General features: G+C 59.6%; 20 protein-coding genes and 1 riboswitch. Of the genes, 8 read left to right on the forward strand and 12 right to left on the reverse strand.

Features of this window, described 5'->3' with window-relative positions:
• The first annotated feature begins 422 nt into the window (after positions 1–422).
• Positions 423–794 carry a fluoride efflux transporter CrcB gene (gene crcB / locus HUU60_09940; protein NUL83029.1) on the forward strand — a complete coding sequence of 124 codons (372 nt, stop codon included), beginning with the start codon at positions 423–425 and terminating at the stop codon, positions 792–794.
• Between the two features lie 2 nt (positions 795–796).
• Here the strand turns inward: crcB and HUU60_09945 are convergent, their stop codons facing one another.
• From HUU60_09945 to hisF, 3 genes are all read right to left on the reverse strand, one after another.
• Positions 797–1,528: an SIS domain-containing protein gene (locus tag HUU60_09945; protein ID NUL83030.1), complete on the reverse strand. Its 732-nt coding sequence runs from the start codon at positions 1,526–1,528 to the stop codon at positions 797–799.
• Positions 1,525–2,436, reverse strand: coding sequence for a hypothetical protein (locus HUU60_09950; protein NUL83031.1), 912 nt, complete (start codon positions 2,434–2,436; stop codon positions 1,525–1,527). The genes HUU60_09945 and HUU60_09950 overlap by 4 nt, the downstream gene beginning before the upstream one ends.
• Before the next feature lie 104 nt (positions 2,437–2,540).
• The gene (gene hisF / locus HUU60_09955; GenBank protein NUL83032.1) at positions 2,541–3,317 is read right to left on the reverse strand and encodes an imidazole glycerol phosphate synthase subunit HisF; all 777 of its coding nucleotides are present in this window, start codon (positions 3,315–3,317) and stop codon (positions 2,541–2,543) included.
• A 54-nt stretch (positions 3,318–3,371) separates the two neighbouring features.
• On the opposite strand from hisF, the gene polA reads away from it, so the two are divergent.
• Positions 3,372–6,119 carry a DNA polymerase I gene (gene polA / locus HUU60_09960; GenBank protein ID NUL83033.1) on the forward strand — a complete coding sequence of 916 codons (2,748 nt, stop codon included), beginning with the start codon at positions 3,372–3,374 and terminating at the stop codon, positions 6,117–6,119.
• Between the two features lie 475 nt (positions 6,120–6,594).
• Here polA and HUU60_09965 read toward each other — a convergent pair whose 3' ends face one another.
• From HUU60_09965 to meaB, 4 genes are read right to left on the reverse strand one after another with little or no spacing between them, the layout of a single operon-like run.
• Positions 6,595–6,930 (reverse strand): hypothetical protein, encoded by a 336-nt coding sequence (locus HUU60_09965; protein NUL83034.1) that lies wholly within the window; start codon positions 6,928–6,930, stop codon positions 6,595–6,597.
• Positions 6,927–7,328: an arsenate reductase ArsC gene (locus HUU60_09970; GenBank protein NUL83035.1), complete on the reverse strand. Its 402-nt coding sequence runs from the start codon at positions 7,326–7,328 to the stop codon at positions 6,927–6,929. Before HUU60_09970 ends, HUU60_09965 begins: the two co-directional genes overlap by 4 nt.
• Positions 7,325–9,661 carry a penicillin acylase family protein gene (locus HUU60_09975; protein NUL83036.1) on the reverse strand — a complete coding sequence of 779 codons (2,337 nt, stop codon included), beginning with the start codon at positions 9,659–9,661 and terminating at the stop codon, positions 7,325–7,327. Before HUU60_09975 ends, HUU60_09970 begins: the two co-directional genes overlap by 4 nt.
• A gap of 16 nt (positions 9,662–9,677) precedes the next feature.
• Positions 9,678–10,628, reverse strand: coding sequence for a methylmalonyl Co-A mutase-associated GTPase MeaB (gene meaB, locus HUU60_09980; protein ID NUL83037.1), 951 nt, complete (start codon positions 10,626–10,628; stop codon positions 9,678–9,680).
• Between the two features lie 60 nt (positions 10,629–10,688).
• On the opposite strand from meaB, the gene HUU60_09985 reads away from it, so the two are divergent.
• From HUU60_09985 to HUU60_10005, 5 genes are all read left to right on the forward strand, one after another.
• Positions 10,689–12,335 carry an AAA family ATPase gene (locus tag HUU60_09985; protein ID NUL83038.1) on the forward strand — a complete coding sequence of 549 codons (1,647 nt, stop codon included), beginning with the start codon at positions 10,689–10,691 and terminating at the stop codon, positions 12,333–12,335.
• Between the two features lie 37 nt (positions 12,336–12,372).
• Positions 12,373–13,338, forward strand: coding sequence for an L-histidine N(alpha)-methyltransferase (egtD, locus tag HUU60_09990; GenBank protein NUL83039.1), 966 nt, complete (start codon positions 12,373–12,375; stop codon positions 13,336–13,338).
• Positions 13,335–14,444, forward strand: a complete 1,110-nt coding sequence (locus HUU60_09995; GenBank protein NUL83040.1) for an SUMF1/EgtB/PvdO family nonheme iron enzyme — start codon at positions 13,335–13,337, stop codon at positions 14,442–14,444. Before egtD ends, HUU60_09995 begins: the two co-directional genes overlap by 4 nt.
• Positions 14,441–15,175, forward strand: coding sequence for an ATP-binding cassette domain-containing protein (locus HUU60_10000; protein NUL83041.1), 735 nt, complete (start codon positions 14,441–14,443; stop codon positions 15,173–15,175). Before HUU60_09995 ends, HUU60_10000 begins: the two co-directional genes overlap by 4 nt.
• 199 nt (positions 15,176–15,374) lie before the next feature.
• Positions 15,375–15,779 (forward strand): glyoxalase, encoded by a 405-nt coding sequence (locus tag HUU60_10005; protein ID NUL83042.1) that lies wholly within the window; start codon positions 15,375–15,377, stop codon positions 15,777–15,779.
• Between the two features lie 85 nt (positions 15,780–15,864).
• Here the strand turns inward: HUU60_10005 and HUU60_10010 are convergent, their stop codons facing one another.
• The 3 genes from HUU60_10010 to ubiE are packed head-to-tail and all read right to left on the reverse strand — an operon-like array spanning position 15,865 to position 18,325.
• Entirely contained in the window at positions 15,865–16,620 is a 756-nt protein-coding gene (locus HUU60_10010; protein NUL83043.1) for an HAD-IIA family hydrolase, read from the reverse strand.
• Positions 16,620–17,585, reverse strand: coding sequence for a polyprenyl synthetase family protein (locus HUU60_10015; GenBank protein NUL83044.1), 966 nt, complete (start codon positions 17,583–17,585; stop codon positions 16,620–16,622). The genes HUU60_10010 and HUU60_10015 overlap by 1 nt, the downstream gene beginning before the upstream one ends.
• Positions 17,582–18,325, reverse strand: a complete 744-nt coding sequence (ubiE, locus tag HUU60_10020) for a bifunctional demethylmenaquinone methyltransferase/2-methoxy-6-polyprenyl-1,4-benzoquinol methylase UbiE (protein ID NUL83045.1) — start codon at positions 18,323–18,325, stop codon at positions 17,582–17,584. Before ubiE ends, HUU60_10015 begins: the two co-directional genes overlap by 4 nt.
• Positions 18,326–18,396: 71 nt before the next feature.
• Positions 18,397–18,526, forward strand: a riboswitch (cobalamin riboswitch).
• Between the two features lie 111 nt (positions 18,527–18,637).
• Between ubiE and HUU60_10025 the strand changes: the two genes are divergently transcribed.
• The gene (locus HUU60_10025; protein NUL83046.1) at positions 18,638–20,539 is read left to right on the forward strand and encodes a PEP-CTERM sorting domain-containing protein; all 1,902 of its coding nucleotides are present in this window, start codon (positions 18,638–18,640) and stop codon (positions 20,537–20,539) included.
• On the opposite strand, the gene tdh is transcribed toward HUU60_10025, so the two are convergent.
• Positions 20,536–21,564 carry an L-threonine 3-dehydrogenase gene (gene tdh, locus HUU60_10030; GenBank protein ID NUL83047.1) on the reverse strand — a complete coding sequence of 343 codons (1,029 nt, stop codon included), beginning with the start codon at positions 21,562–21,564 and terminating at the stop codon, positions 20,536–20,538. The genes HUU60_10025 and tdh overlap by 4 nt on opposite strands.
• Positions 21,564–22,649 carry a M42 family metallopeptidase gene (locus tag HUU60_10035; protein NUL83048.1) on the reverse strand — a complete coding sequence of 362 codons (1,086 nt, stop codon included), beginning with the start codon at positions 22,647–22,649 and terminating at the stop codon, positions 21,564–21,566. The genes tdh and HUU60_10035 overlap by 1 nt, the downstream gene beginning before the upstream one ends.
• Positions 22,650–22,654 lie beyond the last annotated feature (5 nt).

The raw sequence follows: 22,654 nt of genomic DNA on the forward strand, positions 1-22,654 counted from the left end.
CTTTCGCCTCGCGGGGACGCTCGGCCTCCCGGATCTTTGGCCTCGCCGTCAAAGTACCGCCGGCGTCCCGCCGGCCCCCTGGAACCTTCCGCCCGGCCCAACCCGCCGCAAAACCCCACTCTCGGCGACGATACGACGACAAATCTATTATACGCCGCTTTGCCCAAAGAGCCCGGCTTATGTTTCAGTTGCAAAAACGGACGCCAGTCCAGCGCAGATCTCTCCACACCTCCACACCTATGGGCGTGGAGAGATCGTAAAGCGGTGGATGAGACGGCCAGGCAGAAGCCTGGCGTTCCGGCCGTCGCCTCGCGGGGACGCTCGGCCTCCCGAAGGCGCTAGAAACGAACGGGAATCTGCGAAAATGTAGCACAATTTTGAGTACGAATCGCGACCCAGGTATCCTTACCGCAGTGCATCCACTGGCCAAGGCGGCTTACATCGGCATCGGGGCGGCGGCAGGCGCCAACGCTCGATTTTGGCTCGGACGCTGGGTGCAGGCTAAGTTAGGCCACGACTTCCCCTGGGGCACCTTCTTCGTCAACATGACCGGAACGTTTCTCATCGGTCTGGTCATGGGCCTTATCCTCAAGCGCGAAGGCGGCGAGGCTTGGCGGCTGTTGTTGGCCGTCGGACTATTGGGCGGCTACACGACTTACTCAACGTTCGGCTACGAAACCTTGGGTCTGATGAACTCCGGCATGTGGGGACGCGCCGCGCTCTACACCTTTGGACATCTGTTCGTCGGCATCCTCGCTATCTGGATGGGCGAACAGGCCGCCAGAATCGTCTAGCGCTACAAGTACCAAACCCGTCCGCGATACCGTTCCAACAAAGCGCGATTCCACTCGTCTCCACCTTCCATGTTGGCCGACTTGAACACGGGCGGATCGATGCCCCGTTGCTTCAGCAAGAAGCAGGCTTCGGCCATCATCGCGTTCATCAGCGCGGCTCCGGTTACCGTCGATATCGGCGAAACCGGCTGAGGGAAGCCTTCGATCTTCACCAGAGCATCCCCAGGCGGCGCGCCGTTATCGATCGTCAGATCGGCGACCTCCAACAGCCGCTTCCCATGTCGATTTCGAGACTCCGTCGAAAGACTAAATCGCACCGAGGTCAGCCCGATTACCTTGGCGCCCTTCTCCTTCGCCCCAATCGCCATCTCTACCGGTGCGGCGTTTCGGCCCGATACAGAGTGCACGATCATCACATCGCCCTTTTCAATCGGAATGTCCCTCAGATAGGTCTCGACAACGCCATCCTGACGCTCCAGCGATGTCAGCGTAATCGGACGCGAGGCGCACGTCAAACCGGGCAATAGCAGGGGCGAAACGCACGCCAGCCCGCCCGCTCGATAGAACAGTTCCTCTGTGATAATCGCGGCGTGCGCCGCGCCGAACGCCCATACCAGTTTGTCCGCCTCCACCGCTTGGGCGATCCACTCCGCGCCGGTCTCCAGCCGATCCTTTTGCGTCTCCCGCAGTTCGCTCAACAGCGCGATCGCCGTGCCCAGATAGTCGGTGTTCATACCAGAGCGACGGGGCGACCGATATAGCGCATCGCCTCGCAAACATAGGGCGACAGCGCTCTGCCCCAATCCGCCCGATCGCGGCCGCGCACAAAGCCAGGCGACACCCCTAGCGACGGACAATCGAAGATATACTCTTCGGGCTCTGCGCCCGCGCGCACGATCAGCATCGGCATTTCGATCTGCCCAGCATACTCGGCCAACATTCGATCGCGATCCATCGTTATCGGGTCGTCTTGATGGCAATTGTGCAGGTCGATCTTAACTGGCAACAGCACGATGCCGTCCGGATCGGTCTCATAACTGATTGTGATCACCACGTCCATTGCGGCGCGGGCTATAGGCTTGGGCATATCCTTACGATAGCCGGTGGCAAAACCGAACGGCACCTGGTGATGGCATTCGACATGGTGGTCGTGCGCCAGCGTTTCGACAGCGTCGCGCAACAAGCGCTCATGGTAGCTTTGGACCAAGCGGCCCAACGGCTGCGCCATTCGCTCGCGCACCCAAGAGAGCGGCGCCGCCACCATCTTGCTCAGCTTGTGCGCCGCGCCGTTGACCGACATGCGCACCCCGCAATGCTCGCTGACCATGGCCAGTCCGCCCGGCTCCTCGAACACCTCGATCCAGAGAATCTCGTTGTCCAAATAGCTCCGACGCAACGAATCGCTGATCGGCTCTGTTTCGATCACAATCTGAGGCTTCTTATCCGGGTCGTTCTTAAACGCCAGCGCGCCAAAGCACGGCTTGTTAAACTCCGGCACGAACTCGCGCGGCTGGTACTGAGCGTAGAACAGAAACCGCCGAGACGGCCTCAGCAACAGCGTCAGATCGTTAAAAGGACGAACCGATTCAACTATCGTACGGCTAAGCGGATCCGTAAACAACCTATTCGGTTGATAAGACATTCGATAATATGCCTCCTACCCAGAGCAATCCTAATCAACGATAAAGGGCGCGGCCAAAGAGACAATAAAAGCAAGCGATGTGGGACTAGTTCGATGCGGCTTCGTCAGATTCCTTCTTTCGATTCGACAGAACGGACGAAAACGCCGTTTTCTGCCAGGTATTGCTTGATTCGCTTGATGCTGAGGACCCCGTCATGCAGTGTCGAAGCCAAAAGCGCGGCCGAGGCCCTGCCGTCGGTAAAGGCCTCCAACACATGCTGCGGACTGCCAGCGCCGCCGGACGCGATGACCGGAATCGAGACCGCGTCCGCCACCGCTCGCGTCAGCGCCAAATCATATCCGACCTGGCCCCCGTCCCGATCCATGCTGGTCAGCAGAATCTCCCCCGCGCCCAAGTCTTGACCCTTGACCGCCCACTCGATCGCATCCAGATCGGTCTCGTGCCGCCCGCCATGAGAATAGACCTTCCAGCGATTGCCGACGCGCTTCGCATCGATCGCCAGCACGACGCATTGAGCGCCAAATCGCTCGCTGGCCTCCGTTATCAGTTCAGGCCGCTCGATCGCCGCCGTGTTCGCACTGATCTTGTCCGCTCCCTCTCGCAAGATTGCTCGGAAGTCTTCAACCGTGCGAATCCCGCCGCCAACCGTGAATGGGATAAAGAGGCGTTCGGCCACCCGTGCCGCCAACTGCGACGCTGTCTCTCGCCTCTCATGGCTGGCGGTAATGTCCAGGAAAACGAGCTCATCGGCGCCTTCTCGATCATATCGCTCGGCCAACTCGACCGGATCGCCGCTGTCGCGCAGATTGACGAATTGGACGCCTTTGACCACACGGCCGTTGTTCACATCCAGGCACGGAATGATGCGCTTGGCCAGCATTCCGCCATTCTACCTTCGCAGGAGCAAGGTACCACAGCGTGAATTGAATAGCCTATGGCCCGCACGCTCTATCTGATCGACGCCTACGCCCAAATCTTTCGCGCTTACTATGCGATTCGGGGCGGTATGCGCAGCCCGATCACCGGCGAGCCGACGCATGCGGCGTTTGGCATCACTGGCATGATGATCAAATTGATGGGACAACTAAAGCCGGACTTTGCCGTCGTTGCCATCGATATGCCGGGCGAGACGTTTCGCGATGAAATGTACGAAGACTACAAAGGCACTCGCGAAAAGACGCCGGATGATCTGATTACCCAAATCCCGCGCATTTTTGACATCTTTGCCGGCTTCGGGCTGCCAGTGATCGGATCGCCAGGCTTGGAGGCGGACGATGTGATCGCCACCATCGTCAACCGCGTGCTGTCCGATCCGAATCTAAGCGATGTCCACATCCGCCTCGTTTCTAAAGACAAAGACCTTGAGCAACTGCTGTGCGATCGCGTCGCGATGTTCGACATTCATACCGACGAAGTTCTAGATGTCGACGGGCTGAGGGAAAAGAAGGGCATTTCGCCCGACCAGGTGATCGACCTGCTGACCATGACCGGCGACAGCAGCGACAACGTGCCGGGCGTGGCGGGCATCGGCGTTAAGACCGCAGCGCAGTTGATCCAGGAGTTCGGCTCGCTGGACGGCATCTATCAGAACCTGGACAAACTGACGCCCAAAAAGCGAGAGGCCTTCGAAGAGGCCAAAGCCCATATCGAGATGTCCCGGCGATTGGTTACATTAGAACGGAACGGTCCGTTCGAGTTCGATCTGGAGGCCGCCCGCGCCAAGACGCCCGATTTGTCCAAACTGTTGCCGCTGTTCAAAGAATTGGGCTTTAACCGCTATCAGGACGAGGTTAAGAAGCTGGGCGGACCGGCCCAGCCTCAGCAATCGCTGCTCGATCTGGAGCCGCCCGTTGTAACCCAAGAGCGCGGCGAGTATCAGACCATTAGCACGGAGAAAGAACTGACCGATCTGCTGGATCGCTTGGCAAACTGCCCCATCGTCGCCTTCGACACCGAAACGACCGGCCTGGAAAAGGATGCCGAACTGTGCGGGATCAGCCTCAGTTGGGAGGAAGGGCGCGGTGCCTATATCCCCATGCTCTCGCCCGAGCCGAGCAAGCACCTAGACCCGCAGGCTGTGTTGGATAAAGTCAAACCGTTCCTAGAAAACGAAGCCGTATCCAAGTGCGGCCACAACATCAAATTCGACGCTCGGCAACTGCTAAAGCACGGCATTCGAACCATGGGCGCCCAATTCGATACGATGCTGGCGGGCATTCTCATCGATCCGGCGCAAAGCTCGCAGAAGTTGGATCATCTGGCAGACATGCTGTTGGGCTACAAGATGATCCCCATCACCGATCTGATCGGCGCGGGCAAAGAGCAAGGCTCGATGGCCGATGTGCCCTTGGACAAGATCGCCGTCTATGCCGCCGAGGACGCCGACATCGCCCTGCGCCTGCGCGCCCGCCTAAAGCCCCAGATAGAGGCAATGGAGATGGCGCGGCTGTTGGAGGAAGTCGAATCGCCCCTTTCGGTCGCTATCGCAGAGATGGAGCACACGGGCATACTGTGCGATCCGGACGAACTGCTCCAACAGGGCAAGATTTTGGAAGCCCGCGCCGCCGAGCTCAAACAGCAAGTGTTCGACGCAGTCGGCGAGGAGTTCTCTATCGAATCGACCCGGCAGTTGGCCGAGGTGCTCTTCGACAAACTCGGGTTCAAGTCGGTTAAGAACACCAAGACCGGACGCAGCACCGACATTGAAGTTTTGGAAACTTTAGCCGCTCAAGAAGACAAGGGCGATCCGAAATCGGCCGTGCCGCGATTGCTGATCGAGTATCGCCAGTTGCAGAAGCTGATCAGCACCTATCTGGGCAATCTGCGCGATGCGATCGACCCTAAAGACGGGCGCATTCACAGCACGTTTCATCAATTGGTGGCTGCGACGGGCCGGTTGGCCTCACAAAACCCGAATCTTCAAAACATCCCCGTGCGCACCGATGTGGGCCGTCAGATTCGAAAGGCCTTTGTGGCGCCTCCCGGGTGGTCGCTGATTTGCGCGGACTACTCTCAGATCGAGCTTCGGGTTCTGGCGCACTTTAGCCAGGACGAGGCACTGTTAGAGGCCTTTAAGCGCGACGAGGATATCCATGCGGCGGTGGCTTCGCAGGTGTTCAATGTGCCGCTCGACAGCGTCAGCCGTCAGCAGCGAGACCGCGCCAAAACGATCAACTTTGGCATCATCTACGGCGTGACTCCTTATGGCCTGTCGCGCCGGATCGAAGGCCTGGAAGTAAGCGATGCGGCCAAACTGATCGACGACTATAAGGCCAAGTTCTCGGGCATTGCGACCTTTATGGAGGAGTGTATCCAACAGGCGCTACAGCACGGCTATGTCTCAACGATCTTGGGGCGGCGCAGAGCCATACCCGAGATTGTGTCGCCCAACCGGAACACCCGCGCATTGGGCGAGCGGCTGGCTATTAACACCGTTGTGCAAGGCAGCGCGGCGGATTTGATCAAGGTGGCGATGGTCAATCTCTGGCGGCGCGTGGTGCATGAGGGGCTTCCCATGCGACTCTTGCTACAGATTCACGACGAGCTGATCTTCGAGGCGCCGGACGAGAAGGCGTCTGCTATGGCGGAGATTGTGCGGGCTGAGATGGAGCGCGCGCTTGAGCTTCGCGCGCCCCTAAAGGCCGAGGCCGGCCTCGGCAAAGACTGGCTTTCGGCGAAGTAGGGGGGTGCATTGGAACGCCAGGCTTCTGCCTGGCTTGGTGCCGTCTCGAACCTCGGCCACCAAATTCGAGCCGGTTTGTATTCAATGCCTCCTTCTTCTCTTGTTGTCATCTCTCAATCTATTATCTGCCTTACGCCAAGATTCCTGCTTTCGGCGCCTTCCCCTTGAAAGGACGTGTGAGAGCGGGCTGGTCAACCTTCAACCTGCTAAACCCTCCACACCAAACGGCGGGTGCGGAGGGATTGAAGTCTGTCAATGTACCGCCAGCGTCCTCGCTGGCGGATGTTCGGACCGCCGGGACGGCGGCGGTATTTTGAGAGAATCTGTTGATGCTCTCTGCACAGGCCGCCTATTGCCTGCGCAGGGTCTGATTCGTACTCAAAATTGTGCTACATTTGCACAGATTCCCGTTTGGCTCGCGGGGACGCTCGCCCTCCCAAAATGTTTATCAAGGGCCAACCGCCCGGGAGGGCGATCAGACCCGAAAGGTTCTTGAGATCAACGGTCCCAATCGAGAAACGATCTCGCGGTTAGTGGCCGTCAGATCGCAGCCCAATTCCCGTCCGCGAGCGTGAATCTCCTTCTCGCGATGCCCCGCATAACCCACAATCTTGCCCGAAAACAATGCCCGAAAGTCGGCCAAGCCTTCCAAAGCACCCAGTTTTCGATTGCCCAAGTTCACAAATGCGATATCGGCCGAGCCGACTTGATCGAACGAACCGACGATTCTTACCTCGTGCCCCAATGCGCGCAAGCCCGCCGCCAGCTTGCCGGCCAACAGCAGATCGTTGTCCACTATCGCCGCTTTCATGAAGCAAGCCGTTCGATCAGCGCTTTGACTTTTGGCTTCAGCATATCGCGCACGCGGCGAAAGGCGTCCAAATCGCCATATACCGGATCGGGAATGTCCCAACGCTCGGTAACGCCCATGAATCCGGCCGGGCAGACGCTGTCCGTATCGACGCTGCAGACGCTGATTATTGCGTCGTATTCTTCTAGGTTCATCGCGTCGATGCCCTTCGATCGGTGGCGGCTGATATCGATGCCGTCCTCGGCCATCACCTGTATCGCTGTGGGATGCACGACGCCCGAATGCGCCACGCCCGCGCTGTCGCAGATCACTGTCTCGCCGCCGAAATGGTTGCCATACCCTTCGGCGATTTGGCTGCGGCACGAGTTGCCCACGCAGATGAAGAGAACCCGCTTCATGGTTTGTCGAACTGTTCTCGATAGAACCGCATGGGTTTGAACATCCACCATCCGGACAGCTCGCGCTGGTCGGAATAATGCTTGGAGCTTGGGTCTTCCGATTGACCGGGCGGCAGTATGTTCTCGCTGTACATCCGATCCTTTCCAACCTCGATCACCTGAATGTAGGAGCCTCGCTCATCGTAGGGCACGGCGCCGAGCGGAGCCAGGTTCATCCGCCCTGCCCGGTAGCGCCAGTCGGCCATAGCGGGCCCATGCTGACGGGCCAATTTCGTGCAGGCATCGTTCAGCGCGTCGATGGCGACTTCCTCCGGTTTCTTGCCGTTGAGGAAGTCGTGGATGCGCGGCACAGCGGACGAGCGGCCTTTGAGCGCGTAGTAGATGAAACTGGGCTGGAGCGCGGTTCTAAAGAGGTTTTGATCGAACAGATTGCCGTAATCGTCCAGGAATATCTTCTCGCGCAGGGAGTTGATCCATTGGTCGAAGATCGCCTTGGGCACGCTGCCTTCGTACCCATAGCCGTTCCATGCCTCGATCAGTCGCATAGCCTGTTTGGCATCCGCGCTCAGCGCTCCCGGCTGCTTTTTGGCGGCGTCCAATAGAATGGGGCGCAGATAGTCGTAGTTCAGGTCGTAGGTGGAGATATCGACCGCGACACGCTTGACGTCGTCCACGGTCAGTTTGGCCTTGTTCTTGACCAGCGGGATCATGCGGTGCATGCGGAAGATCGCGCCCCAGACGGGGGTGTCGGCATTGTCCCACCAGACAGCAGGCTTGTTGTTCCAATTGACGATAAAGCCTTGTTTAGGGTTCATCATCCTCGGCATGGCCTCGAACGGCATGATGCCCAGCCATTCGTATTCGCCCGTGCCCCACACCGGCAGGCGAGGGTCGAGGCCTTCCGGCCGAATAGGCTGGCGACCGCAGAACCAGTAGCCGATGTCGCCGTCTCGGGAGGCCGCAAAGCAGTTAAACGATCCGACGTACCACTTGGCCGCTGCGCCAAACTCCTGTAGGTTGTTGGCCCTCAAGAAGCCGGTATAGGCTCGGAGGGAATCGGTCTCTTGCAGCCACATGGACGACTTCTTCGCAAGGGCGACGTTGTTCGCCTTATCGACCGCCAAAACAGGGCCGTGCACGCTGCGCAGTACCTCCATCGTAACAGGCTGCCCGCCTTTGACGGCGATGCGCTCCGTGCGTTTTTCGAACTTGAGCCACTGTCCTTTGTGCCAATACTCGTCTGGATTGGCCGGGTTGATCTTCTCTAGATAGACGTCCGCCTGGTCGGCCACGCCCGATGTGAAGGTCCAGGCGATTTTGTCCGTATGTCCGATGAGGATGCCGGGCACGCCCGCGAATCCCATGCCCATCGCGTTGATGCCTGCGCCCATCAGGTGCATTTCGTGCGCGATATGGGGCGTGCCAAAGCCCATTTGCGGCGCGCCCATTAAGATGGGATTGCCCGAGGCCGACTTGGAGGGCGCGACGACCAGAGCATAACTGCCAAATTGAGTAAAGAGACCGTTGGCCAATGCGAACTCGCGCTGGTCGTCTTGGTTCAGCACACGGATGGTTCGCATTAGCACGTCTAGGCCGATGTTGGGCATGGTAGCCAGCTGCGCGCAAAGCCGCTCTAAGTCCTTCTTGGGGTCGACTTTGGCCGGTCGGCGAGGATCTTCTTCGGGCGGCACGGTTACCGGCGATGTGGGATCGTTGCGCCAAGCCAATTCGTTGAGCAAGAGGTCGGCCGTGTCCTTGTTCCTCATGCGCAGATAGGCGAGCAGACCCATGTTGCGCATTTCGCCGCCGCCGGCCGCCACCGAGCCAAAACGACGCATCATCATAATGCCGATCGCGACGGTATCGGTTACTTTCCATGGTCGTGGGCTGGCGCCTGCGTCGGCATAGCCCTTGGGAAGTTTTTTCTGGTCGGTCGCCTCCTTGATGTAGGCGTTGATGCCGTCGGCAAAGGCCTGTAGAATGGTTTGGCCCTCGTCCGTGAGGCGGCGCGCCATGGCTTCCATCTCTGCCTCGGTGTAGCCTTCCAATCGCGTCGCCTGATCTTGGGCGACGGCGGATTGACCGAACAGTTCGGCCGCATCGCCGCGGGCTACCCGGCGATTGCGCTCCATCTGCCACAAGCGATCCTGCGCCACCGCATAGCCGTTGCCATAGAACAGCGCATAGATCGTATCGGCCATTACGTGAGGCACGCCAAACTCGTCGCGGACGATCGTTACCTTTTCGCCTTTCGCGGTCAGTTCGAGGCGGGATTGGGCGAAAGCAAGCAACGGCAAAAGGGCCAAAAGGCTGAGGAGGATTCGTTTGCTCATGGCCGTTTAATACGCTTTAGACGCTTGGCTTCCTGCCGTCCCACAGTTGCATCAGCTCGACAAACGGGTCGCGCTGCTTGGTTAGGACTTGCTCGATCGCGCTTGGCTCGAAGAGTTCCTTTAGCGCGGTCTTCGCTTGGCTTTCCATGGCTTCGACGGCGAGAGCGCGGAGTTCCCATTCTAACTGCTCCTTGCGACGCTCGGTGAGGCCGTCGTTGCTCAGGGCTTCCTGTCGCTCTTGAATAAAGCCGAACAGGTCGTCTAGACCGTCGCCCGTAAGGCCGTTGGTCAGCACGATGGGAGGGATCCATTCCATCGATCGACCGCCCAACTCCAAAGCGGAGCGCAGATCGGTTTTCATGCGTTGGGCGCCCTCTCGGTCGGCCTTGTTGATGACGTAGATGTCGGCGATTTCGATGATGCCAGCCTTCATCGCTTGGATAACGTCGCCTGCCTCGGGCACCAGCGTTAGAGCGACCACATCGGCCACGTAGCGGACATCGACTTGAAGCTGTCCGGAGCCGACCGTTTCGATGACGATGGCGTCGAAACCGGCGGCCTCTAGCACGCGGATGGCGCCGGCCACGCCGCGAGACAGACCGCCCAGGCTGCCTCGACTGGCCATGCTGCGGACATAGACGCCTTCTAGCTCCGTCGCTGCTTGCATTCGGATTCGATCGCCCAAGATGGCGCCGCCGCTAAAGGGGCTGGTGGGATCGACGGCAAGCGCGGCGGGTTTGCGGCCCGCGGCTTGGAGTTTTGAGAGCAAGTGGGTGGTGAGGGTGCTCTTCCCCGCTCCGGGGGCTCCGGTGATGCCGATCTTGAACGCGCCGCCCGAATAGGGGAAAAGTCGGTGGAGGAGTTCGAGCCTTGCGCGGCCGGGGGTTTCGGCCAGACTGATGGCGCGGGCGATGGCGCGGATTTCTCGTTTGGCAAGGCGCGGGATGAGGGCGTCCAGGTCCTGCATGACTCGCCGCAAGGATACCCGAGGGTCGCAAAGGTATAATCGCATAGAGGGAACGACGGGATGCCGAAAGAGAAAGACGACCTGCCATTCGAGGACGAATCGCAAGACGCCGTCGAATTGACGGAAGACGCTCTGCGCCAAGCCGCGCCCGAAGACAAAAACCTTCGCAAGACCCTCTTTGCGCTCCGCCGACAGCTCGAGCGCGATCAGCGCGAACTGAAAGAAGCGCGAGAAGTTACTCGAGAATACGAGGAAATCTATCAGAAACTCACTTCGCCGTCCAACCGCATCGGCGTCTTTCTCAGTTGGACAGACGAGAAACTTGCTATCATCGCGGTCGGCGATTCGGAGTTTTTGGCCAGCGTCGATCCTAAAATCGACCCTGACGCGCTAAAGACCGGCGACCGCGTGAAGGTGAACGAGGCCTATGCCGTCATCGGGAGTCTGGGCCCGCACCCCGGCGGCGCCGTGGTCAAGGTAACCGAAGCCTTAGAGGACGGTCGTTTGCGCGTGGCCAGCGATCCGACGGGCGCCGCGGGCCGTCTGGCTTTCCGTTCGGGCGCTTTGGAAGCCGTCAAAATCGAACCGGGCGACGAGGTGCGCATCGAGCCCAACGGGCGCGTGGCGGTCGAGCACATCCCCAGACAGGGCGCGCGAGATTACTATTTTGAGGAGATTCCGGCTCTGACCTGGGATCAGGTCGGCGGACAGGACGAGGCGATCCAACTGATCAAAGACACTATCGAACTGCCGATGTTACACGCCGACCTGTACAAGAAGTTCGACATGCAGCCCGTGCGCGGCATTCTGCTCTACGGTCCGCCCGGTTGCGGCAAGACACTGATCGGCAAGGCGACCGCCTACAACCTGACCCAGCAGTACCGAGAGCGCACCGGCCAAGACGTGAAAGAGTACTTTATGTATATCAATGGCCCCAAAATCTTAAACATGTGGCTGGGCGAGACGGAGCGCATGGTGCGCGAAATCTTTAGCATCGCCCGCGACCGAGCCAAAGAGGGCTTCCTCGTTTTCATCTTTATCGACGAGGCCGAATCGATCCTGCGCACGCGAAGTTCGGGCCGATGGCTCAACATCTCTAACACGGTCGTCCCCCAATTTTGTGCCGAGATGGACGGCTTGGTATCGCTGGAAAACACCGTGGTGATGCTGACCTCCAACCGTCCCGACTATATCGATCCGGCCATCTTGCGACCCGGACGCATCGATCGCAAAGTGAAGATCAAGCGGCCTGACAAAGCCGCCGCGCGAGACATCTTCGGCATCTATCTGACACCCGCGCTGCCCTTGGAAAAAGGCGCCGGCCGAGAGGAACTCTTGGACGTTGCGACCGACTTTTTGTGGCGAAAGAGCGCCGAAACCGAATTTGTGCAGGTCTATCTGCGCAACGGCGGCATCGAGACGCTCCATTGGAAGGACCTGGCCAGCGGCGCGCTGATCAAGTCGGTGGTCGATCGGGCGAAGGAACTGGCCATCCACCGCGCCATCGACGACCCGCAGGGCGAGCACGGTCTCTCGGCGGACGACCTGCGCGAGGCGGTGCGGCTGGAGTATCGAGAGAACGAAATCTTCCCTAAATCGGACGTGATGGAGGATTGGCTGAAGTTGCTGGACTACGAGCCAGAGGCCGTGGCCAGCGTTCGCCCCATCCGCCCCTCCGCCACCCCTAAGGCGAGGAATATTGTATAGCGCTCCGTTAGGGTATCCTTAGCGTTCGGAGCCACGGATGCGCCAGCCGACTTTCCCCATTGTTGATGAGATTTCGCCTTCTATTCAGGATTTTGGGCAGGATGTGGCGGAAGGGCTATCCAGCACGCCGAAGCGACTGTCCAGCCGACACTTTTACGATGCGCACGGCTCTGCCCTGTTCGAACAGATTACGCGGTTGCCCGAGTATTACCTGACGCGCACCGAGCAGGCCATCTTTGACCGGCATGCCGCCGATATTGCCCGTGCCGGCGGCGAGACGGCCACGCTGATCGAGTTTGGCAGCGGAAGTTCGGCCAAAACGCGAACCTTGTTGCGGACCGTTCGACCCGAAGTTTATTGCCCGATCGACATTTCGGCCGAGTTTCTTCGGCTGACGGCCGAGGCGCTGACGTCCGAGCTTGATTGGCTGAGCGTGCGGGCGCTGGCTGCCGAATACAACGACGCGATGAGCCTATTGCGCGACTTTCCGGCGCCTAGGTTGATCGTGTTTATGGGCAGCAACATCGGCAATTTTACCGAGATGGAGGCGATCGATTTTTTGGGTCGGATTGCCGCGAACATGGACTCGGACGACCGGTTGCTGATCGGATTTGATCGGTTGAAGGAGCGCGAGACAATCCGGGCGGCCTACAACGATTCGCAAGGGATCACGGCGGCGTTCAACAAGAATCTGTTAGCGAGGATCAATCGCGAACTGGGCGGGACGTTTATGCTGGACGAGTTCGATCACCAGGCGCCGTGGTTGGAAGAAGAGAGCCGCATAGAGATGCGATTGATAAGCCGCCGAAACCAGACCGCGCTCGCAGCGGCGCTGGGCATGGAGTTTAGCTTTGTCGAGGGCGAGACGATTTTGACCGAAGTGAGCCATAAGTACAGCGATGAGGCCATCGAGCGCATCCTGAGCGCCGCCGGCCTCATCGAGACCGATCGGTGGAGCGATGAAAGGGCGTGGTTTACCGATGCGATGGCGAGGCCGAAATGAAAGAGCGGATCGCCGAACGCATGGCGATCGCTCGCAAGCGGACGCTTGATCTTTTGGATCTTGTGCCGGATGAGTTTCTTCGTCAGCGCGTGCACGACTTCTATAGCCCGGTCGGTTGGCATTTTGGGCATATAGGCATGACCGAGGAGCATTGGACGGTGGTTCGTGCGATGGGTCAGGCGCCTATGGACGAAGCGCTTTCTTTCAGATTCGCCAACCTTCCCGAGAACCCAAAGGACGACCGAACCCAAATTCCCGATCGTGCGGCGATTGTCGAGTATCTGCGCCAGACGCGGGAGCGCAGCCTAAGCCTGTTAGCCGATGCGCGGCTGGACGATGCACAGCCACTGTTGCGCGACGGATATGCCTGGGAGTTTGCTCTTCAGCACGAGATGCAGCATCAGGAAAGCATCTTAGAGCTTCTCTGTCTGATCCATCAGGCGATTGGGGCACCGTGCAGCGAGCCGGGTATGGAGTGGCGATCGGGCGTCGAGCATTCTTGGATCACTGTGCCGGAAGGGGAGACGGAGTTCGGCTCGCGCGATTCGTTTGCGTACGACAACGAGCGGCCTGCGTTCGTTGCCCGGATTGACGAGTTTCAGATTTCGCGGTTGCCCGTTACGAACTACGACTGGACTCTGTTTATGGCGGACAGCGGACATCGGCGTCCTGAATACTGGCTCGATGGGGACGGTTGGTTCGCCTATTCGCCTTCCGGCCCGCGGCCTTTGCATCCCGACGAACCTGTTATGGGCATTTCTTGGTACGATGCGGAGGCCTATGCTCGTTGGGCCAGCGCGCGATTGCCAACAGAGTTTGAGTGGGAGCGAGCGGCGCACGGGGCTGACAACGAGCCCGCGTCTGCGTTTGGGCTGTTAGAAGGAGCGGGCGGCGCATGGGAATGGACATCGTCCAAGTTTCTGCCTTATGAAGGCTTCGTGGCCTATCCTTACGACGGCTATTCGAAGGAGCATATGGACGGTTCGTGCTATGTGTGTCGGGGCGGATCGTGGGCGACCGCAAGGCCGATTTTGCGATGCAGTTTTCGCAACTGGTACGTGCCGACCTATCGCCAGGGCTTTTTGGGCTTGAGGCTTGCGCGATGATCGAGTTTGATGGCGTCTCGAAGCGATATGGCGAAGCGGTTGCGCTGTATTCCACTACGTTGAGCGCGCGGGCTGGCGGATGCACGGCGCTGATCGGCCCCAGCGGTTGCGGCAAGTCGACGTTGCTGCGGCTGGCCATCGGCCTGATCTATCCCGATACGGGCGAAACGCGGGTGATGGGCACGGTCGTTTCGCCGGAGACCGCGCTGCAGTTGCGCCACAAAATGGGCTACGTGATTCAGGACGGCGGGCTGTTTCCGCATTTGACCGCCGAACAGAACGCGGCGATCTTTGCCCGTCGGCAACCGAGGCTGCGAGACGGGTGGCGCAAGCGATTGACCGAACTGTGCGAACTGACGCGCTTTCCTGCCGACCTGTTGCCGCGCTATCCGACCGAACTTTCTGGCGGTCAGAGACAGCGGGTGAGCCTGATGCGCGCGCTGATGCACGACCCCGATGTGCTCTTGCTGGACGAACCATTGGGCGCGCTAGACCCGATGGTGAGGGTTGCGCTTCAGCAAGACCTTAAGCAGATTTTTGCGGCATTGGGCAAGACGACATTGATGGTAACGCACGACTTGGCCGAGGCGGCCTACCTGGCCGATGAGATCGTGCTGATGCGGGAGGGCCGTGTGATTCAGCAAGGGGCATTCTCGGTTTTGGCCGCTAATCCCGCATCGCCTTTCGTATCGGAGTTCATCGCGGCTCAGAGAAGTCTGGTTGAATTGTAGAGGTTTTTCGCAGCCAGGAATCCCTCAAACCCTGCGGAATAGAAGCTGCGCGCCGCCAAGAAGCGATATGCCAGGCTACATTCAGACCGAAGAAGGCGCGACCGTTGGTCCCGCCGAGGTTAGGCGGAGGCGGACAGGCTGGCTTCACCGGATTATACAATCTGTCCAATGATTGTTCGACGGGAGGGAGCGTCGGCGCATGAGAGCAGCGGCTCACCTGATTCTATATGTAGCCGACCAACGGCGGAGCGCGGAGTTCTATGCCGCAGTCTTGGACTGCCATCCGCGGCTCGACGTGCCGGGGATGACCGAATTCGACCTGCCGGGCGGAGCCGTCCTTGGGCTGATGCCGATCGCGGGGATTCGGCGGCTGCTCGGAGACAGCCTGCCCGACCCGGCCTTGGCGAGCGGCGTGCCGCGGGCCGAACTGTACCTGTTTCACCCGGCGGCCGAGGCATACCACGCGCGGGCGTTGGAGGCCGGGGCGCGAGAACTGAGCCCGATGCTGGCACGGGACTGGGGGGACGCGGCCGCATACAGCCTGGACCCTGACGGCCACGTGCTGGCGTTCGCCCGTGCCTTGGCGCCCGCGCAGGATTTCTGATGAGGCCGGTCTTTATGATTCGCGAGTTCTTCGCCATGACCCCGGGCGCCAAGAGGCGCAGCCACAAGAACGGCCGATGCGGGCATTAGTCAAATTGTAGAAGTTTTTGCAAGCGATCTATGACATAGGTTGGATGGGGGTCCAGGCCTAGTCCGTTGCTGACGCCCGTCAAGACCAGCGCCGAATCGCAGCCTAATCGATAGGCCAACTCGATGTCGGTATCCATTCGGTCCCCAACGACCAGGCAGTCATGCGGACTCCAATCGGCCCGGTCGATCAGCGACTGCACGATTCGAGTTTCGGGTTTCCCCATACCTATAGGCGATTGGCCCGAGGCTGCGGCAACCGCCGCGACGAGCGATCCGGCTCCGGGCTGGATGCGACCTCCGTCAGCAGGATAGGTGGAATCGAGATTGGTGGCGATGAAACGAGCGCCCTTGCGGATGGCGCTCTGAGCGGCGTCCAACTTATCGTACGTGAAGTCTCGATCGATGCCGACGACCACAAAGTCGCTATCCTCGCCGATCCTAATCCCTGCCTGTTCCAGTTCTGCGATAAGACCTGGGCTGCCAACGACGTAGGCCGTAGCGTTCGGCATCTCGTTCGCGATCCAGGTCGCGGTGGCCGACGCTGAAGTGTAGAACTGAGACGGCTCGCATTCAAACCCCATTGTTCTTAGTTTCCGAGCATATTCCGTCCGTGTCAGAGAAGAGTTGTTCGTTACGAACACGATGTCCGCGTCGCGCAGGGCATTTAGAGTCTCGATGGCGCCGGATATCGGTTCAGATCCGCGGTAGACGACGCCGTCCAGATCGAACAGGTAGGTGGAATAGCGGCGCATCAGTGGTTTCGCGCCGCTACAAAGTCGGCCGCTGCCAGCAATGCGAGCAACGCATCCGATTCGGGCAGGCGTTGCAAAGCTTGTTTCGCACGCTCGGCATGTTCGGTCGCGCAATCTCGGACATAGGCCAAACTGCCCGCTGCCGACATCTTGTCCACCATCGAATCCCAATCTGAGGGGAGCTGGCCTGTGCCGAAAGCCGACCGCCAGCGCCCAGCCTCGGGGTCGTGATGAATCCAGTGAATCAGAGGCAGCGTTGCCGAGCCGTCTTTGAAATCTGTGCCCAGCGCCTTGCCGGTTTCGGCCTGGGCGCCCTGATAGTCCAACAGGTCGTCCGCCATCTGAAACGCCATGCCAAGGTGATAGCCGTAGTCGGCCAGCGCGTCTGAATAATTGCCTGCCAACAGCCCGCCGGCGCGAGCGCAGCCCGAAAGAAAGGCCGCCGTCTTGCGTTCGATGACTTGATAGTAGCGGCTCTCGGGCACGTCCCATTGGCCTCGAAGAAAAACTTGATCGACCTCGCCCTCGCTCATCTGGCAGGTTACGTTGGCCACGCAGCGGATGATCGCTAGATCGCCGTCTTCCGCCAGAATTCGCATGGCGCGGGATAGCATAAAGTCGCCCGACAACACGGTGGCCGCGTTGCCAAAAGCAACGCCGGCTGTGGGAGAGCCGCGCCGAGTTTCGGTGCCATCCACCACGTCGTCGTGCACAAGGGTCGCCATATGCACCAACTCCATGGCCGAGGCGATGGCGACCGCGCGTTCGACTTCTCGCCCGCCCGCCGCTCGGTGAGCCATCAAAGTCAGCGCGGGCCGCAGTCTCTTGCCGCCCGAATGGAGCACATGGCCCCCCAGATCGGCCAAGCGACGGACTGGGGATTGCAGTTGACTTTGGATGTAGTCCTCGACTAATCGAAGCTCGTCTTCTACCAGCGCCAAAGGATGGGCGGCAGTGGCGCTCACCGTTTCGCTCCAACGTGGATACAGACGACTCCGAGGTTGAGATCGCGCCATTTGACATCGGTCAATCCGGCTTCTCGCATCTTGTCGGCCAGTTCGTCGCGCTCTTCGAAGTTTTGGATCGAGTTGGGCAGATATTCGTAGGCGTCTCGACGGCTGAGCAAAGCCCCAAGTCGCGGCAAGAGGCGAACCGAGGCAAAATCGAACAGAGCGCGGACAATGCGATTGCGCGGACGGCTGCATTCCAGGCAGACCACTCTGCCGCCCGGTTTGACGACCCTTGCCATCTCTCTAAATCCCGCTGTCGGGTCGATCAGATTGCGAACGCCAAAGCCTACGGTAACGGCGTCAAAGGTCTCGTTATCAAACGGGAGGCTCAGCGCATCGGCGGCCAGGGTTTCGATGCGGGCTCCTCTATCGATAGCTTTAGATGAGCAGATCTTTAACATTTCCGGGCTAAAGTCGGCAGCGACCACTCGGCCTGCTTCTCCGACGACGCGCGAGAGTTCTATCGCAAAATCGCCCGTGCCGCAGCAGACGTCCAGGGCCGCTCCGCCCGGTTTGAGGCCGGCCATCCCGACCGCAATGCGCCGCCAACGATGGTGCTGGCCCATGCTCATGATAGAGTTGAGGAGATCGTATCGGCCAGCGATGCGGTCGAACATTTGGCACACATAGTCGCGTCGGACCTCATCGCGCCGCTCCCAAACCTTCGGCTCTGGCAACTTTGTACTAAGTTTCACAATCGATTTTGAGTATACCCCTTGACATCTTTGGGTATATTGAAGCCAGAGGCGCAAGCCGTCCGTCCTTCGGTCTTGTCCGATCCTTGGGTTCGGAACAGCCATGGCGGGGGAACTCCGGTGCGATTCCGGGACTGTGCCGCAGCGGTAATGTCTGGCGACAGGCGAGTCCGAATGCCCGCTCTTGACCGATCCATGCCGTTGTTTGGCAGGCTTACGTACCCTTCGAGCAAAGGGGCGCAGTCCGACGCACAATCCCCTCTGCTCCTTATTGGAATGCATGCGCCGACATCCAAAAAGGAGGCAGTACAGATGAATCGCGGTTTGGTCGTTACTGCGTTGGCACTTTTATCGCCAGCGCTTTTCGCTCAGGTGAACGGTTTTACGCCTGCCGAGGGCTATCACGCCGTTCCGCTTTATTTGACCGGTTCCGTGTTGGCCGTTTCTCCCTCTGGCAAGGTAGCAGTGGGAGTCGGGAGCTTTGGTGGAGGCGGTCGGATCGACGTTTATGATCGAATCGACCCAAACGGTCGCACGCTGCTGCATTCGCTCGTTCGCGATGAGTATCGATTCTTTGGCGGCATTGCTTGGCGAGACGATTCGACTTTGGTTTTTACCGAGAATGGCGACCTGGATACGGCGTTCAGCTGGACTCCCGGCAATCCCCCGCCTGTCGAACTCTCGCCGGTCGGCTCGATCCCCGATGCGGGAGAGATCGCGCTGATCAACGGCGCTCCGATCGTGTTTGCCAATGGCGGCCCGGGCACAAATCGGGTTTATGGCATCGCAAGCGGTTCTGCTTTCGATTTGACGGGCGCTTTTGGCGTTGGATATGGCGGCGGGATGGCGCTGTTCGGCGGCGAGGTTTTTCTTGGCGATACGGCCGATCCGAACTTCTCCGGCCTACCTGGCCAAGTTTGGCGGGCTCAGCCTCGCTACACGAATGGCGACTTGACCGGCATGGATCTGATCGACGCGGCATCGCTTGCGGGCGGACTGGGTTCCGGTTGCGCAGGGCTGGCAACGGACCCTCATGGCGCGATCTATGCGTCTAGCGGGGCAACTTTGACTCGATTGTTGGGCGGGTCGGCGATGCCGTTCGGGGTTTTCGATGGCGCGTTTCCGTTTCCCACCGGGTTGACTTTTGTCGGCTCGCGTTTCCTTCCTTTTGATGGAGACGGCCTGTTGATCGTGAACGGGGAGTTTACCGGCGCGGGAGGCTATTTTGCGATCGCGCCCGTGCCGGAGCCGACGAGCCTTGCAGCGCTGGGCGCCGGACTGCTGGCTCTGTTGCGACGGCGGCGGACGCTAGCGGTTTGCGCGATAGCGGGATTAACGGCGCTCGCAGCGGCTAACGATCCAACCCCCCGCGACTTTGCCGCGAGAGTCGTCGATTACAACGGGATCAATGGCGTATCTGGCTATCAGAACCCTACTGCCGCGATCGGATTGCCGAGCGCGGCGGCCACGCCTTTTGTGCCGGATAACTCCTCAGTCGTTTCTTTCGGCTGGGGAGGCTATCTTACCTTGGGTTTTGACCGACCGATCTTTAACATTCCGCCCGGCATCGACCAAGCCAACCCATACGGATTTGACTTCATCGTGTTCGGCAATGCTTTTTACGTCGGCAACGAATGCCGCGCATGGGCAGAGCCTGCCTATGTGGAAGCGGGCGTCGATCTGGACGGAGACGGCCAGCCGGACGAGTGGTTCTTGCTTCTGCCGCAACGCCCAGAGTTTAATATTCCCCTGCAAAACATATACTTTGGAAGCGTCGGCGTTTGTCCGGACAGTTTTGTCGGCTATGCTGATTGCACGCCGACCGACGGTCGAGGCAACCCATTGGTCCCAGACGATCCTTGGCAACCGGGCCTCCAGGCGCCATCGGCAGGAGGCGACGCGTTTGACCTTTCTTGGGCTGTGGATAGAACGACGCTCTTGCCAGTCGAACTGACAGTGGCGCACTTTGTCCGTATCGTTCATGCAGGCAATGCCTCGTTTGGACCGTTAGGCAACTCATCGACAGAAATTGATGCCGTAGCAATACTGAGACCTTTGGGCGACGTTACCGGCGACGGTTGTGTGGACGATAACGACTTGGCGGTCGTCTTGGCGAGTTTTGGCGGATCGGGGCCGGGGGACGCGAATCATGACGGTTTGATCGACGATGTCGATCTGGCCATCGTGCTGGAGCGGTTCGGCGCGGGCTGCTAATCGACTTCGAAGACGATTTTGCCGCACTCGCCCTCGGTTATCAGTCGCATCGCCTGATCGACCTCGGTGTAGTGCAGCCGGTGCGTAATGGCGGGCGTTATGTCGATGCGCTTGTTGGCCAAGAGCGATCGCATCAGCTCCCATGTTTCATACAGCCGCCGACCGATTACACAATAGAGCGTTAGGCCCTTGAAAATCAGTTGGTCCCAATCGGTTGTGAGGGGATTGGAATAGATTCCCAGCAGGCTGACGAAGCCGCCTGGCCGCACCGCTTCGGCGATCAACGGCAGGGCCGACGGATGGCCGGACATCTCTAGCGCCACGTCTGCGCCGATGCCCGCCGTCGCTCGGTTGACTGCGCCCGCGGCGTTCTCTTTGGAAGGGTTTATGAGCACGTCCGCACCCATTTTCTCTGCCAGCGCCAATCGAAAGGGGCTGACCTCGGTTACGATCACCTTTGCGGCGCCCAACGCCTTTGCGACCGCAATGCTAAACAGCCCGATGGGGCCGCAACCCGTGATGAGAACGATAGCGCCATTGACGGGCGCTGCGCTGACCGAATGCACCGCGTTGCCCAAAGGGTCCTGAACAGTGGCCACCTCGGGCGGCACGCTCAGATCGGTCTTTTGGCAGTTCGCCGCAGGCGCGACCACATAGGGCGCAAAGCAACCGTCCACATCGACGCCGAAAATCTTGGTGTTCTGACAGACGTGCCCTTGCCCTAGCCGACATTGCAGGCAGTGCCCGCAAATGATGTGGCTCTCGCCCGCGATATAGTCGCCCGGCGAAAACCCGGAAACGCCTTCGCCGACTTCCTCGATCACGCCGCAGAACTCATGCCCGACGATCACCGGGGGCTTCATGCGACCGGCTGCCCAATCGTCCCATCGATAGATGTGAACGTCGGTGCCGCAGACGGAGGCGCGTTGAACCTTGATTCGAACTTTTCCGGGCGTCAACTCGGGTTCGGGCGCATCGATCAATTCGACGCCTGGACCTGGCCGTACTTTGGCGATCGCCTTCATCAGTAGGCGTAGTTGCCCTCGTGCGCGACCTCTAAATAGCGCGCCAAAAGGGTCGCCGTGGCTTCAACGTCCGAAGCGTTCACCATCTCGTTCACAGTGTGCACGTATCGGGTCGGAATGCTGAGCGTGATGCTGACCGAGCCGCCGCGCGAGCGCTGAATTGCGCCTGCATCGGTGCCGCCTGCAGGCAAGATTTCCATCTGGTGCGGAATGTTCTCTTTGCGAGCGATCTGTCGGAAGTGATCGACCAGTTTGGGATGGCAGACCAGCGAACTGTCCATAATCTTGATCGCAGCGCCGCTGCCTAATCTGGTAACCGACTCGAATTCGCTGGGACCGGGAAAGTCGTTGGCCAGGGTGATGTCGAGCGCGATGCCGATATCCGGCTCTAGAGCATAGGCGGCGGTGAGCGCCCCTCTCAAGCCGATTTCCTCCTGCACCGTCGCCACGGCATAGATGTCCGCTTGGTGCGAGCGCAACATCCGAAGCGCTTCCAGCATGACGAACACGCCCACCCGGTCGTCCATCGACTTGCCGATGTAGCCGTCCCCGCACTGCTCTACCGTACGATCCATCGTAACCATGTCGCCGATCTCGACCAAATTCTTGACCCTGTCGGCCGCTTGACCCACGTCCACAAAGAACTCTGTAATATTGGGCGGCTTGTTCGCTTCCTCGGGCGAGAGCATGTGCTTGGGCTTGGTCGCATAGGTCAATACGCCGCGAAGTTGACCGCCCTTGCCATGAACGATCACGCGCTGAGCGAACATTTGGCGAGGATCAAAGCCCCCCAACTGCTGCAGTCGGATGAAGCCCTTGTCATCGATGTGCTTGACGATGAAGCCGATCTCGTCCATATGGGCGGCCAGCATCACCTTGGGGCCAGCGGCGGATTTGCGGCCTATGACGTTGCCCATCACGTCCACTTCGATGCTATCGACCAAAGGACGCATGGCTTCGGTTACAACCGACCGTAACGCGCCCTCTTGGCCAGGCACTCCGGGGGTTTCGCAAAGTCTCTTAAGCAGGGAAAAATCCAATTCGGGGCGCTCCTTATAGGCAGAGTTCTTGCAACCTTGGAGCATACCGA

The sequence above is a fragment of the Armatimonadota bacterium genome, assembly GCA_013359125.1.
GTDB lineage: Bacteria > Armatimonadota > Fimbriimonadia > Fimbriimonadales > GBS-DC > JABWCR01.

What these genes read in the sequence shown, in the direction of transcription:
- HUU60_09945 (NUL83030.1), bottom strand. Translation starts at nt 1,528, where the DNA reads ATGAACACCGACTATCTGGGCACGGCGATCGCGCTGTTGAGCGAACTG.
- HUU60_09950 (NUL83031.1), bottom strand. Translation starts at nt 2,436, where the DNA reads ATGTCTTATCAACCGAATAGGTTGTTTACGGATCCGCTTAGCCGTACG.
- hisF (NUL83032.1), bottom strand. Translation starts at nt 3,317, where the DNA reads ATGCTGGCCAAGCGCATCATTCCGTGCCTGGATGTGAACAACGGCCGT.
- polA (NUL83033.1), top strand. Translation starts at nt 3,372, where the DNA reads ATGGCCCGCACGCTCTATCTGATCGACGCCTACGCCCAAATCTTTCGC.
- HUU60_09965 (NUL83034.1), bottom strand. Translation starts at nt 6,930, where the DNA reads ATGAAAGCGGCGATAGTGGACAACGATCTGCTGTTGGCCGGCAAGCTG.
- HUU60_09970 (NUL83035.1), bottom strand. Translation starts at nt 7,328, where the DNA reads ATGAAGCGGGTTCTCTTCATCTGCGTGGGCAACTCGTGCCGCAGCCAA.
- HUU60_09975 (NUL83036.1), bottom strand. Translation starts at nt 9,661, where the DNA reads ATGAGCAAACGAATCCTCCTCAGCCTTTTGGCCCTTTTGCCGTTGCTT.
- meaB (NUL83037.1), bottom strand. Translation starts at nt 10,628, where the DNA reads ATGCAGGACCTGGACGCCCTCATCCCGCGCCTTGCCAAACGAGAAATC.
- HUU60_09985 (NUL83038.1), top strand. Translation starts at nt 10,689, where the DNA reads ATGCCGAAAGAGAAAGACGACCTGCCATTCGAGGACGAATCGCAAGAC.
- egtD (NUL83039.1), top strand. Translation starts at nt 12,373, where the DNA reads ATGCGCCAGCCGACTTTCCCCATTGTTGATGAGATTTCGCCTTCTATT.
- HUU60_09995 (NUL83040.1), top strand. Translation starts at nt 13,335, where the DNA reads ATGAAAGAGCGGATCGCCGAACGCATGGCGATCGCTCGCAAGCGGACG.
- HUU60_10000 (NUL83041.1), top strand. Translation starts at nt 14,441, where the DNA reads ATGATCGAGTTTGATGGCGTCTCGAAGCGATATGGCGAAGCGGTTGCG.
- HUU60_10005 (NUL83042.1), top strand. Translation starts at nt 15,375, where the DNA reads ATGAGAGCAGCGGCTCACCTGATTCTATATGTAGCCGACCAACGGCGG.
- HUU60_10010 (NUL83043.1), bottom strand. Translation starts at nt 16,620, where the DNA reads ATGCGCCGCTATTCCACCTACCTGTTCGATCTGGACGGCGTCGTCTAC.
- HUU60_10025 (NUL83046.1), top strand. Translation starts at nt 18,638, where the DNA reads ATGAATCGCGGTTTGGTCGTTACTGCGTTGGCACTTTTATCGCCAGCG.
- tdh (NUL83047.1), bottom strand. Translation starts at nt 21,564, where the DNA reads ATGAAGGCGATCGCCAAAGTACGGCCAGGTCCAGGCGTCGAATTGATC.
- HUU60_10035 (NUL83048.1), bottom strand. Translation starts at nt 22,649, where the DNA reads ATGCTCCAAGGTTGCAAGAACTCTGCCTATAAGGAGCGCCCCGAATTG.